10 protein-coding genes, 1 pseudogene and 1 other annotated feature are annotated in these 12,477 nt (G+C 44.3%); of the genes and pseudogenes, 7 read left to right on the forward strand and 4 right to left on the reverse strand.

Features of this window, described 5'->3' with window-relative positions; translation table 11 throughout:
* The first annotated feature begins 39 nt into the window (after nt 1–39).
* Together arcB and AB4351_RS12250 are read left to right on the forward strand one after the other, a co-directional pair.
* Complete coding sequence (arcB, locus tag AB4351_RS12245; RefSeq protein ID WP_017059308.1) at nt 40–2,409, forward strand: aerobic respiration two-component sensor histidine kinase ArcB; 2,370 nt, start codon at nt 40–42, stop codon at nt 2,407–2,409.
* 7 nt (nt 2,410–2,416) lie between these two features.
* On the forward strand, nt 2,417–2,860 hold the full coding sequence (locus tag AB4351_RS12250) for a hypothetical protein (protein ID WP_017070077.1): 444 nt from the start codon (nt 2,417–2,419) through the stop codon (nt 2,858–2,860).
* A gap of 136 nt (nt 2,861–2,996) precedes the next feature.
* Here the strand turns inward: AB4351_RS12250 and arcA are convergent, their stop codons facing one another.
* Both arcA and AB4351_RS12260 read right to left on the reverse strand, forming a co-directional pair.
* A complete protein-coding gene (gene arcA / locus AB4351_RS12255; protein ID WP_004741534.1) occupies nt 2,997–3,713 on the reverse strand; it encodes a two-component system response regulator ArcA in 717 nt (238 codons plus the stop codon).
* Nucleotides 3,714–4,142: 429 nt separating this feature from the next.
* Nucleotides 4,143–4,244: pseudogene (locus AB4351_RS12260) on the reverse strand (ribonuclease activity regulator protein RraA); the annotation flags it as partial.
* Between the two features lie 47 nt (nt 4,245–4,291).
* Here AB4351_RS12260 and AB4351_RS12265 point away from each other — a divergent pair.
* The gene (locus tag AB4351_RS12265) at nt 4,292–4,777 is read left to right on the forward strand and encodes a putative 4-hydroxy-4-methyl-2-oxoglutarate aldolase (protein ID WP_017059310.1); all 486 of its coding nucleotides are present in this window, start codon (nt 4,292–4,294) and stop codon (nt 4,775–4,777) included.
* Nucleotides 4,778–4,941: 164 nt separating this feature from the next.
* Here the strand turns inward: AB4351_RS12265 and AB4351_RS12270 are convergent, their stop codons facing one another.
* Nucleotides 4,942–5,400 (reverse strand): hypothetical protein, encoded by a 459-nt coding sequence (locus tag AB4351_RS12270; RefSeq protein ID WP_017070076.1) that lies wholly within the window; start codon nt 5,398–5,400, stop codon nt 4,942–4,944.
* 317 nt (nt 5,401–5,717) lie between these two features.
* Nucleotides 5,718–5,837 (forward strand) — a sequence feature (Thr leader region).
* Between the two features lie 29 nt (nt 5,838–5,866).
* On the opposite strand from AB4351_RS12270, the gene thrA reads away from it, so the two are divergent.
* From thrA to thrC, 3 genes are read left to right on the forward strand one after another with little or no spacing between them, the layout of a single operon-like run.
* Nucleotides 5,867–8,326 (forward strand): bifunctional aspartate kinase/homoserine dehydrogenase I, encoded by a 2,460-nt coding sequence (gene thrA / locus AB4351_RS12275; RefSeq protein WP_017059312.1) that lies wholly within the window; start codon nt 5,867–5,869, stop codon nt 8,324–8,326.
* A gap of 17 nt (nt 8,327–8,343) precedes the next feature.
* The gene (gene thrB / locus AB4351_RS12280; protein WP_032545653.1) at nt 8,344–9,300 is read left to right on the forward strand and encodes a homoserine kinase; all 957 of its coding nucleotides are present in this window, start codon (nt 8,344–8,346) and stop codon (nt 9,298–9,300) included.
* Nucleotides 9,297–10,580, forward strand: a complete 1,284-nt coding sequence (thrC, locus tag AB4351_RS12285) for a threonine synthase (protein ID WP_017059314.1) — start codon at nt 9,297–9,299, stop codon at nt 10,578–10,580. The genes thrB and thrC overlap by 4 nt, the downstream gene beginning before the upstream one ends.
* A gap of 77 nt (nt 10,581–10,657) precedes the next feature.
* On the opposite strand, the gene grcA is transcribed toward thrC, so the two are convergent.
* Nucleotides 10,658–11,035, reverse strand: a complete 378-nt coding sequence (gene grcA, locus AB4351_RS12290; RefSeq protein WP_017059315.1) for an autonomous glycyl radical cofactor GrcA — start codon at nt 11,033–11,035, stop codon at nt 10,658–10,660.
* Nucleotides 11,036–11,361: 326 nt separating this feature from the next.
* Here grcA and nfo point away from each other — a divergent pair, with 326 nt between their 5' ends.
* Nucleotides 11,362–12,270: a deoxyribonuclease IV gene (gene nfo, locus AB4351_RS12295; protein WP_017062881.1), complete on the forward strand. Its 909-nt coding sequence runs from the start codon at nt 11,362–11,364 to the stop codon at nt 12,268–12,270.
* Nucleotides 12,271–12,477 lie beyond the last annotated feature (207 nt).

Here is a 12,477-nt window from a genome sequence, read left to right on the forward strand (position 1 = left end):
AGGGTAGAATGTTGCTAGTCTTATCGCATGGAGCGCTAAATGAAACCCATGAAAAATCTTGCCCAGTATTACGTGGATCTACTCGTAAAACTGGGGATTGTCCGCTTTTCTATCTTACTCGCCCTAGCGCTTGTTGCCCTCGCTGTTGTTGTGCAAGTCGGTATCACCCTTGCACTCAAAGGCAATGTTGATGACATCGACATTGTCCGTTCAGTTTTCTTCGGTTTAGTGATCACGCCTTGGGCGGTTTATTTTCTGTCAGTGGTCGTGGACCAGTTGGAAGAATCACGTCAAAGGTTAGCGAAATTGGTCTCTAAACTTGGCGACATGCGTGAGCGAGACCAAGAACTCAACAATAAAATGCAGCTCAATATCGAGAAGCTTAATCAAGAAATTGAAGAGCGTGAAAAAGCGGAAGAAGCGCGCGCAGAAGCAATGCAAGATCTCGAAAACGAGGTGTTCCAGCGCGAGCGTACTCAGCTTGAACTCGCAGAACGTACTGCACTGTTACGCTCGTTTATCGATGCCTCGCCTGACCTTATTTACTACCGTAATGAAGATGGTGTGTTCTCTGGTTGTAACCGTGCGGTTGAAGAGCTCACTGGTAAAACAGAAAAAGAGCTAGTTGGTTTAACTCCTTGGGATGTTTACAGTAAAGAGGTCGCTCAGCAAGTTGTTGAAACCGATAAGAAAGTATTTGCTGACAACCAAGCACTGACTTATGACCAATGGCTTGAATACCCAGATGGCCGCAAGAGTTACTTCGAACTGCGTAAAGTGCCTTTCTACAGCAAAGATGGTCGTCACTTGGGCTTGGTTGGTTTTGGCCGCGATATTACTGAGCGTAAAGAGCATCAAGAGTCGTTAGAAAAAGCCAGCCGCGATAAGACCACCTTTATCTCAACTATTAGCCACGAGTTAAGAACGCCGCTCAACGGCATCATTGGCTTGAGCCGCATGCTGCTTGATAGCCAACTGACCACCGAACAGCGCAAGCAGATGCAAACCATCAAGGTGAGCGCGGTGACACTGGGTAATATCTTCAACGATATTATTGATATGGATAAGTTCGACCGCCGTAAGCTTGAACTCTTCCCTACGCCTATTAACTTTGAAGATTTCGTTGTCGAGATCGAAAGTATCTCTGCGTTGATGGCTGAGCAGAAAGGGTTAAGGTTCGATCTAGAAAGATTGTCTGATCTTCCAGCTGCTGTTGAGGTGGATGGTACTCGTCTTAGACAGGTACTGTGGAACCTTGTTAGTAACGCGATGAAGTTCACCAAAGATGGTGGAGTGGTGATGACAGTCAGCGCCGACATTGATGGTGACTTTGCCAACATTACGATGGAAGTGGAAGATACTGGTATTGGTATCCCTGAAAGTGAAATCGAGAAGATCTTCGCGATGTACTATCAGGTGAAATCGGGCACGGACAACTTGCACGCTGTCGGCACGGGTATTGGTCTCGCTGTCTCTCAACAGCTAATTAATATGATGGATGGCCACATTGAAGTCATCAGTGAAGAGGGCTTTGGCAGTACCTTTACGGTTTCGATTCGAGTTCCAGTGAATCACGATACTCAGGCTCTGATCAAAACGCCAAGAAAACAGTCGAATCTTAAGATCTTTATGGTCGAAGACATTGAACTCAATATCACAGTGGCTCGCTCTCTACTTGAAAGCCTTGGCCATGAAGTGACAGTCGTGATGACGGGTAAAGAGGCGCAAATTGCTTTCAATCCTGAAGACTATGATTTGGTGTTGTTGGATATCCAACTGCCAGATATGACGGGTTTCGATATTGCTCAATACTACCGCGAGAAATACAGCCAGCTACCGCCTTTGGTGGCGTTAACTGCGAACGTATTAAACAACAAGCAAGAGTACTTCCAGAAAGGCATGGACGAAGCGATCAGTAAACCTTTGTCGGTTCGAGCTATCCAAGATGTCATCAGTGAACTTATCGAAGATGCACCAGAGGTAATTGAGAAGGTAGCGGGCACCGATAAGGTTGAGAGCATTGATAAAGTCGACGCGAGTAAGCCTGTTCTTTCAGAAATTGATACCATTTTGCTTGATATTGATATGCTAGAGTCTTATGTTGATATTGTTGGACCGAAACCGGTTTTGGATAGCATCGCGATGTTCGAAGATATGATGCCGGAGTATATGGAAATATTGAACTCCAACATGGTCGCGAAAGATAAAGCCAGTATCGTTTCTGAGGCACATAAGATTAAAGGTGCTGCAGGTTCTATTGGTCTGAAACGCATCCAACAAGTTGCCCAGAAAGCTCAATCTCCAGATTTGCCTGCGTGGTGGGAGAACATTTCAGATTGGGTTGATGAGATAAATAACGAATACCAGAATGACATTGAAGTTTTAAAGAGTTGGTTAAATCAAAGGTAGAAGAATAATGAAAAAATTAGCATTCGCCGCATGTGTAGTGGCATTAGCGGGTTGTTCTACGCCACAAGTAGAATGGCAGCAAGATAATCAAGTCGAAGTATCTGCGGCAACAGTTACCATGAAAAGCAACCTTTGGCACAACAAGATGCCAACGATTGGCGAGACTCAAGATAAGACCCTACATGGTTCTATCTACCTAGAGTCAGATTCACAACTGCCAGCAACGCTTGCGGTTGAGAGTGTTACGGTTAAACAGGGTGCAGACACCTTGTTGGTAACGGCTGACGATCTTGATTTAAGAACACACAGTGAAACTCAATGGGAAGTCGCGTTTGTATGGCAGCTAGAGATCGACAGCGACAAGCCTGTTGATGTAGCGGTTGAACTTAAAGATGGCGAAACCGTGAAGTGGTTAGTAGAGAAAGACGTTAAGGTGGATACGGTTTACTAAAACCTTATCCAATTAAGAACAATAAAAAAGGGAGAATGCGTTGGCATTCTCCCTTTTTAATAACTATTGATGACGCTTCTATTGTTAATAACACTTACTGGTGAGTAGTGCTAAATGGTAAGAAGCGCGAATCGAATTAGTCTTCTAGGTCACCACAAAAGCGGTAGCCTTCACCGTGAATCGTTGCGATGATTTCTGGCGTACCAGAAACAGATTCAAAGTGCTTACGAATACGACGGATTGTTACGTCTACAGTACGATCGTGTGGCTTAAGCTCACGGCCAGTCATCTTCTTAAGAAGGTCAGCACGTGTTTGGATCTTACCTGGGTTCTCACAGAAGTGAAGTAGAGCACGGAACTCTGAACGAGGTAGCTTGTAGCCTTCGCCATCTGGGCTAACCAGAGAACGACTGTTGATATCTAGTACCCAACCGTTGAACTCATACTTCTCAACGCTACGCTTCTCTTCTTGAACAGAGCTTGTGCTCATTGAACGGTTCAGAAGGTTGCGTGCACGGATAGTCAGTTCACGAGGGTTGAAAGGCTTAGTGATGTAGTCATCAGCGCCGATCTCTAGGCCAAGGATCTTATCAACTTCATTATCACGACCAGTTAAGAACATAAGCGCTACGTTTGCTTGCTCACGTAGTTCACGCGCAAGTAGTAGGCCATTCTTACCTGGAAGGTTGATGTCCATAATTACAAGGTTAACTTGGTTGTCAGATAGCACTTGGTGCATCTCTTCACCGTCGCTAGCCTCAAAAACAGCATATCCCTCTGCTTCAAAAATACTCTTTAGAGTGTTACGAGTTACTTGCTCATCTTCAACGATAAGAATCTGCGGGGTTTGCATTTGGCGGTACCTAAATTTGTGACGAAACTGTGCTAATAGAATAAATTCTAGGCAAAAACATAACATACAGGTAATGTATTTTTGATGATAACTTAAAGTTTTCAAAAAAACACTTACTTCCAGCTATCTGCCTTCCTTGAAGTATTGCCCAATAACGTAGATCCAGTACGCCTTTCAATCATTCTTTTAGTGATTGGAGTGGATTCTATAATGTTAACAGCATGCTAACAACGCGAGAATGTTAATTCCATTCACTTTGTTGATTTACATCAATTGCCGTATCGCAACAAACTTTAATAGTATGGCTACAACTTAACCAATGTTATGGTGACTATTTAGCACCAAAACAAGAATGATTATTCGAGATGCTTCGCACATCTTGCCTGCTAAAGACCGGATTATGAACCAAGGAAGCTGAAAGCTGTCTTAAGAGTCTAGTAGATAAATATGCTCAATCAACTTTTATTGAGTAATAAATTGAGCATAGAACAATGAAAACAAAGGATTAATTTTAATAACATATAAAAGCATAGAGGCTAGCCTGACATAACCGGTAACGCCTTACTCACGGAGGATATATGCACGATATAACACCCGACTTGTGTGATGAGTTTGAAAGCGAAGTCACCCTACTGAACATGCCATTGCAGAACTTCGGCCAACGTGGTGCGTTCTTTGGAAAAATTGTAACAGTTCGTTGTTATCACGATAATTCCAAGGTTCGCGAGGTTTTAGAGACCGACGGCTGTGGCAAAGTGCTTGTCGTTGACGGAAATGGCTCATGCCAGAAGGCGCTGCTTGGCGATCAACTCGCTATTCTCGCGATAGAAAACGGTTGGGAAGGCGTGATTGTAAACGGTGCGGTGCGTGATGTAGGCATGATGTCGCAAATGGACCTTGGCGTTCAGGCGTTAGGTGCATCGCCATTCAAAACAGAGAAACGCGGTGTCGGCCAAGTGAATGTGACACTCTCTATACATAATCAACTGATTCAGCCTGGTGACTATATTTATGCCGATTGGAATGGCGTGTTAATTTCATCTGAGCTGTTAATTGAATCGTAACTGACTCAAATTGAATGCCGTTGATAGATTAGAACGGGGAATGGTTTGTGATGTACTAAACGGGGAATGGTTTGTGATGTACTAAACGGGGAATGGTTTGTGATGTACTAAAAGTTTGGATCTCAATCCGCACTAATCTGTTAATAAAGAACAAGCTAAAGAGACTAAAAGCGAAACCCTAGTCCCACTTCAACACCTTGCTGCCACTCTTCATAATCAAGGGTGGCATGCAAATCTAGGTTATCTGTTAGTTGCACTCGGCTGGAAACCTCTGCGGCTACCGATTTCTCATTGTCTTCGGTCTCGTCTTTATAGGTGTGTAGAGAACTGTTAAAAGAGACTCTTTCTGAGAACTGATAACTGACACCACTCAAGAATCCACTTTCCTGTTTCAGTGCCGCACTATTGATACGTGTACCGACGTAAAGATCTACATCTGAAAACAAGCTATAAGAGTAGCCACTGTCTATCTTCCAAGTATCGAAGCTTTCACTCGACGCGTTTTGTGTGGAGATAAAGAATTTATGAGAAGAACTATCGATCTGGCTGGGTAGTAGAGGCAAGCTATTCGCTGAACAAACAACAGGCATAGCAAAAGCCAAAAGAATAAGTAATCTCTTCATTTCCCACTCCTGATGTCATTATTATTGTTCTTCGAACGTTATCGTTCAATTAAAGCACAGAACTTGTACGTTCGCTGCACAATCGATATAGCATTTTGTTATGACTATATATGCAATTGATCACTCTTGCCTGTTCAATGAGTAAATCCAGTATCTTAAGTGAAGGTTTATACAGGGTGTTTTATCCCTTAAATGACGGTTTGCTCTGAAAAACGGTGCGAATGTAAAAAAAACGCAACTTTTCATTGACGTCCAGTGGTAAAAATTGATACACGTAGAGTAAAGCACAAGCAGAGAATTTGATATGCAGCACGTAAGCCACCTAGTAATGACCACAACCATTATTATTACCGACATTAACATTGTTGGGGCAGGCTGCTAAGTAACGGATTTTAAAAAAAAAGGCCTGTATCCAACAAGATACAGGCCTTTTTTTGTACCATTTTTATGACTTATGGAGAAAGGGATGCGCGTTTTAAAGTTTGGAGGTTCATCATTAGCTGATGCAGATCGTTTTTTACGAGCGGCTGATATCATCGCTAATAATGCCCAGCAAGAAGAGCTAGCCGTTGTACTATCGGCTCCAGGAAAAACAACCAATAAGTTGGTCGCTGTTATTGAAGCTGCACTGAAAAATGGTGAAGCTGACGCACAGATTACAGAGATCGAATCTTCATTTAACACACTGTTTGCAGAGATCAAAGCGGTCGTGCCTTCTATCGATGGTGCCGCGTTTCAAGAGCAGGTGGATACCTCTCTTGCTCAGCTAAAGCAGTTCGTGAATGGCATCAACCTACTTGGTATGTGCCCGAACCACGTTAATGCTCGCATCATCAGTAAAGGTGAGCGAATCTCTATCCAGTTAATGAAAGCGGTACTGGAAGCGAAAGGCCAACCAGCAAGCCTGATTGACCCTGTCCAATACCTATACGCTAAAGGCGATCACCTTGAAGCTATGGTCGATGTGGATGTCTCTACTCAGAACTTCCAACAATCTCCACTTCCTAAAGGTCACGTTAACATCATGCCTGGCTTTACTGCGGGTAATGAAAAAGGTGAGCTAGTCACACTAGGTCGTAATGGTTCTGACTACTCAGCGGCTGTGTTAGCGGCGTGTCTACGTGCTGATTGCTGTGAAATCTGGACTGATGTCGATGGCGTTTACAACTGTGACCCACGCTTAGTTGATGATGCTCGTCTGCTCAAGTCTCTTAGCTACCAAGAGGCGATGGAGCTTTCTTACTTTGGTGCTTCGGTTCTACACCCGAAAACCATTGCTCCTATTGCGCAATTCCACATTCCTTGTCTGATCAAAAACAGCTTCAACCCACAAGGCGCAGGTACTTTGATTGGCCAAGACACTGGCGAAGATAACCTAGCAATCAAAGGTATTACGACGCTAAGTGACCTAACCATGGTTAACGTATCAGGCCCAGGCATGAAGGGCATGGTAGGTATGGCGAGTCGTGTATTCGGCGCGATGTCTTCTGCTGGCGTTTCTATTGTCCTTATTACTCAATCTTCTTCTGAGTACAGCATCAGCTTCTGTATTGAATCGGCTGATAAGGTGAAAGCGAAACAAGTGTTGTCAGACGCGTTTGAACTTGAACTTAAAGATGGCCTGTTAGAGCCGGTTGAGTTCATGGATGACGTTGCGATTGTAACGCTGGTGGGTGACGGTATGCGCACTTCACGTGGCGTAGCATCTCAGTTCTTCTCTTCTTTAGCTGAAGTGAACGTCAACATTGTTGCTATTGCTCAAGGTTCTTCAGAGCGCGCTATTTCAGCGGTTATCCCTGAAGACAAAATCTCTGAAGCAATCAAAGCGTGTCACGAGAACCTATTTAACTCTAAGCACTTCCTAGATGTATTCGTTGTGGGTGTCGGCGGTGTTGGTGGCGAGCTTGTTGACCAGATCCAACGTCAGCAAGGCAAACTGGCTGAAAAAGGCATCGTGATTCGCGTATGTGGTTTAGCAAACAGTAAAGGTTTGTTGCTAGACAGCGATGGTCTACCGTTAGAGCAGTGGCGTGACCGTATGTCGAGTGCGACTGAAGAGTTCAGCCTAGCGCGTTTAGCGGCTTTGGTTCAACGTAACCATATCATCAACCCAGTATTGGTTGATTGTACGTCTAGCGAAGGTATTGCGGCGCAGTACGCTGATTTCCTAGCGGCTGGTTTCCACGTAGTAACACCAAACAAGAAAGCAAACACAGCAAGCATGGCTTACTACCATCAGCTTCGTGAAGTTGCACGCAACTCACGTCGTAAGCTGATGTACGAGACAACAGTAGGTGCAGGTCTACCGGTCATCGAAAACCTACAGAACCTTATCTCTGCAGGTGATGAACTTGAGAAGTTCAACGGCATTCTTTCAGGTTCACTGTCTTACATCTTCGGCAAGCTTGATGAAGGTATGACACTGAGCCAGGCAACCAATATTGCAAAAGATAACGGCTTCACTGAACCGGATCCTCGAGATGATCTATCTGGTATGGATGTGGCGCGTAAGTTGCTTATTCTTGCTCGTGAAGCAGGCATGGCGCTTGAACTTGAAGATGTTGAAGTAGACCAAGCTCTGCCACCGGGTTTTGATGATTCAGGTACGGTTGAAGAGTTCATGGCTCGCCTACCAGAAGCGGATGCTTACTTCAAAGAGCAGTCAGCTATCGCAGCAGAAGAAGGTAAAGTACTTCGTTATGTGGGTGAAATCGCTGAAGGTAAGTGTAAGGTTCGTATCGCTGCTGTTGATGGCGACGACCCAATGTTCAAGATTAAAGATGGCGAGAACGCATTAGCATTCTACAGCCGTTACTACCAACCAATCCCTCTAGTACTGCGTGGCTACGGCGCGGGTACTGAAGTAACAGCTGCTGGCGTATTCTCTGATGTGATGCGTACTCTTGGTTGGAAATTAGGAGTTTAAGAATGAGTTCAAGTGATATGGATGTTGTCGTTTATGCTCCTGCATCAATCGGTAATGTCAGTGTAGGGTTTGATGTGCTGGGGGCCGCTGTGTCTCCAGTGGATGGCACGCTGCTAGGTGACCGAGTTATGGTTAAAGCCGGTGATGAACCATTCTCACTTAAAACTGCAGGCAGCTTTGTTTCTAAGCTGCCAACTGAAGCAAAAGAAAACATCGTTTACGACTGCTGGGTGGTGTTCTCGAGAGAGCTTGATAAAAAAGGCGTTACGCTAAAGCCTTTAGAAATGACACTAGAAAAGAACATGCCTATCGGTTCAGGTTTGGGTTCTAGTGCATGTTCAATCGTCGCGGCACTGGATGCGCTAAACCGTTTTCACGGTCAGCCCCTGAATGAAACTGAACTGCTTGCTCTGATGGGTGAAATGGAAGGCAAGATTTCAGGTGGTATCCACTACGATAACGTTGCGCCATGTTACCTTGGTGGTGTGCAGCTCATGCTTGAAGAGCTAGGCATCATCAGCCAAGAAGTACCGTGTTTTGACGACTGGTACTGGGTAATGGCTTATCCGGGTATTAAGGTTTCAACGGCTGAAGCGAGAGAGATCCTACCATCTCAATATCGTCGTCAGGATATTATTGCTCATGGTCGTCACTTAGCGGGCTTTATCCACGCGTGTCATTCAGGTCAACCTGAACTGGCGGCGAAGATGATCAAAGACGTGATCGCTGAACCATATCGTGAGAAACTGCTTCCAGGGTTTGCTGATGCTCGTAAATACGCGCTGTCAGCTGGGGCACTGGCTACTGGTATTTCTGGTAGTGGTCCAACTCTATTTAGCATTTGCAAAGAACAAGATGTCGCCGAGCGTGTTGCACGCTGGTTAGAACAAAATTACGTACAAAATGAAGAAGGATTCGTTCACGTTTGTCGCCTAGATAAGCAGGGTTCGATCGTTACAGGAAGTGAGTTATGAAACTGTACAACATCAAAGAAAATGATGAACAAGTCTCTTTTGGCCAAGCCGTTCGTCAAGGCTTAGGCCGTAATCAAGGTCTATTTTTCCCATCTGAACTGCCAAAGTTTGATGATATCGATGCGCTGCTAGCAGAGGACTTTGTCCCTCGTAGCTCAAAGATTCTGTCAGCATTGATTGGTGATGAATTACCAAAAGAACAGATCGACCAAATGGTGGATGCAGCGTTCCAATTCCCTGCACCAATCAACCAAGTAAAAGACGGCGTTTACGCGCTTGAGCTTTTCCACGGTCCAACACTGGCGTTTAAAGATTTCGGTGGCCGCTTTATGGCTCAATCTTTAGCAGCTGTTTCTGATGGTGGTCAAATCACTATCTTAACGGCAACATCAGGTGATACTGGTGCGGCGGTTGCGCATGCTTTCTACGGCATGGAAGACATCAATGTTGTGATTCTTTACCCGAAAGGCAAGATCAGCCCACTGCAAGAGAAGCTGTTCTGTACGCTTGGCAAGAACATCCACACTGTGGCGATTGATGGTGACTTTGATGCGTGTCAGGCTCTAGTTAAAGACTCATTTGATGACGCTGAACTGCGTAAAGAGATCGGTCTTAATTCGGCAAACTCGATCAACATCAGCCGTTTAATGGCTCAGATCTGTTACTACTTTGAGGCGGCTTCTCAGCTGACTAAAGAGCAACGTGAAAACCTCGTTATCTCTGTACCAAGTGGTAACTTTGGTAACCTAACGGCTGGTCTATTGGCTAAAGCGCTAGGTCTACCTGTTAAGCGTTTTATCGCAGCAACTAACGAAAATGACACTGTTCCTCGTTACCTAGAAACAGGTCAATGGGATCCAAAACCGACTGTTGCGACAACATCGAACGCGATGGACGTAAGCCAACCAAACAACTGGCCTCGTATCGAAGAGCTTTGCCAACTGAAAGGTTGGGGCTTAGATACACTAGGCAAAGGTAAAGTATCTGACGAGCAGAGCGCTGAGTCAGTTCGCGACCTAAAAGCACAAGGTTACCTATGTGAACCACATGGTGCGATTGCTTACCGTCTACTGGAAGAGCAACTGCAAGAGAACGAAACTGGCTTGTTCCTGTGTACAGCACACCCAGCGAAATTCAAAGAAGTGGTTGATGACATCCTAGGTTCTGATATCGAACTGCCTGGCCCGCTAGCAAAACACGCGGCGATGGAATTGTTGTCTGAAGATCTTGATAACGATTTTGAAGCGCTAAAAGCTGTGCTTCGTCGAGTTCAACCGTAACGTCCATTTGTTTTTCGAACAAATAAAAACGGCGCTCAATGAGCGCCGTTTTTGTATTCTAATTTAAGCTCTAAAAATTATAGAGACTCAGTGAACGTACGTGCGATAACGTCACGTTGCTGTTCAGTTGTTAGAGAGTTGAAACGTACAGCGTAACCCGATACACGGATAGTTAGCTGTGGGTAGTTCTCTGGGTGAGCAACTGCATCTTCTAGCGTTTCACGCTTAAGAACGTTAACGTTTAGGTGTTGGCCACCTTCGATGCGTGGTGCTGCTTCGATTGCAACTTCACGGCTTTCGTACTCGCCTAGGTCTGCAGCTGAGATAACTTGGTCAGCTTCGAAACCTGCAGTAGCAACAACACAACGAGCTTCATTCTTCTCGCTATCTAGTAGCCAGATTGAGTTTAGTAGGTCATCGTTTGCTGCTTTAGTAATTTGAATACCTTGGATCATAACTATCTCCTAGTCCACTGAATGTGGTTTGATTATGGTGTTAACTTTCGATTTTTATTGAGCTGGGTAATATATACCTAATATTAGTAAGGTTAACATTGATTTAAGTCAAAAAACAACCAAAAACCACATTTTTACAAAGGTGATTATATTGAGGTAAATCAATAAAACCTTTGAAAACAAAATAATTACAAAATATTTTAAAGTATAAAAAATATTTAACAGTCATATTTGTTGTAAGTTTACTACATTTGTTGTGTTTTTATTGAACTACAACCGATACGACCCTTTATTTATTAAGCATTCTGAAAGTGTAAAGTGATTTAATGACAAACAATAATTCATCCTCAAAACCGGAAACAAATATTAAGTTTATTGGCGCTCATGTCTCGGCTGCTGGTGGAGTTGATCAGGCGCCTATGCGTGCACGTGAAATTGGCGCCAATGCGTTTGCACTGTTTACCAAGAACCAGAGACAGTGGGCGGCAAAACCGCTAGAAGCGAAAACCATTAGTGCCTTTAAAGCTAATTGCAAAATGTTGGGCTTCGGTGCTGAGCACATTCTTCCTCATGACTCCTACCTTATTAACCTAGGAGCACCAGAAGAAGAGAAGCTAGAGAAATCACGCGCGGCTTTTATTGATGAAATGGAGCGTTGTAATCAACTTGGATTAACGCTTTTGAATTTTCATCCTGGGAGTCATTTAAAGAAAATCTCAGAAAGCGAATGTTTGGCGAAGATCGCTGAATCGATCAACCTAGCTCATCAAGCGGTACCTGACGTAATCGCAGTGATCGAGAATACGTCTGGGCAGGGCACTAATCTGGGTTGGAAGTTTGAACATCTAGCAGAGATTATCGAACAGGTAGAAGATAAGTCACGTGTTGGTGTGTGCTTAGACACCTGCCATACGTTTACTGCTGGCTATGACTTACGTACAAAAGAGGCGTGTGAGCATACTTTTGCTGAGTTCGACCGCATCGTGGGTATGCACTATCTAAGAGCAATGCACATCAATGATTCAAAAGCTGAGTTCGCGAGCCGAGTCGATCGACACCATTCTTTAGGAAAAGGCGAAATTGGCTGGGATTGTTTTGAGTATATTGCCTCTGATTCTCGCTTTAATGGTATCCCTCTTATCTTGGAAACCATTGATTCGACGATCTGGAAAGAGGAAATTCAACAACTTAGAATGTTTCATCGCTCAGCAACGCTAGCGAGCGAACAAGCGTAATAATAGAGGGGGAAATTTATTTCCGTCTATTTCTAAAAATTGGCACCTTTCTTTCATAGTATTAAAGTGAATATGTAGTTCACGATGTCTTAGAGGAGGTGCCTTTATGTATTCAATCACCCAAACTTCAACTATTGCTGTCGCACGCCGTTTACCTACACCAAACCGTCACGTGCATAACCACGGCCACCATCGTACACAGCAGAA

Source organism: Vibrio sp. 10N.261.51.F11, assembly GCF_041471665.1.
Classification (GTDB): Bacteria; Pseudomonadota; Gammaproteobacteria; order Enterobacterales; family Vibrionaceae; genus Vibrio; species Vibrio crassostreae_C.

What these genes read in the sequence shown, in the direction of transcription:
- arcB (WP_017059308.1), top strand. Translation starts at nt 40, where the DNA reads ATGAAACCCATGAAAAATCTTGCCCAGTATTACGTGGATCTACTCGTA.
- AB4351_RS12250 (WP_017070077.1), top strand. Translation starts at nt 2,417, where the DNA reads ATGAAAAAATTAGCATTCGCCGCATGTGTAGTGGCATTAGCGGGTTGT.
- arcA (WP_004741534.1), bottom strand. Translation starts at nt 3,713, where the DNA reads ATGCAAACCCCGCAGATTCTTATCGTTGAAGATGAGCAAGTAACTCGT.
- AB4351_RS12265 (WP_017059310.1), top strand. Translation starts at nt 4,292, where the DNA reads ATGCACGATATAACACCCGACTTGTGTGATGAGTTTGAAAGCGAAGTC.
- AB4351_RS12270 (WP_017070076.1), bottom strand. Translation starts at nt 5,400, where the DNA reads ATGAAGAGATTACTTATTCTTTTGGCTTTTGCTATGCCTGTTGTTTGT.
- thrA (WP_017059312.1), top strand. Translation starts at nt 5,867, where the DNA reads ATGCGCGTTTTAAAGTTTGGAGGTTCATCATTAGCTGATGCAGATCGT.
- thrB (WP_032545653.1), top strand. Translation starts at nt 8,344, where the DNA reads ATGGATGTTGTCGTTTATGCTCCTGCATCAATCGGTAATGTCAGTGTA.
- thrC (WP_017059314.1), top strand. Translation starts at nt 9,297, where the DNA reads ATGAAACTGTACAACATCAAAGAAAATGATGAACAAGTCTCTTTTGGC.
- grcA (WP_017059315.1), bottom strand. Translation starts at nt 11,035, where the DNA reads ATGATCCAAGGTATTCAAATTACTAAAGCAGCAAACGATGACCTACTA.
- nfo (WP_017062881.1), top strand. Translation starts at nt 11,362, where the DNA reads ATGACAAACAATAATTCATCCTCAAAACCGGAAACAAATATTAAGTTT.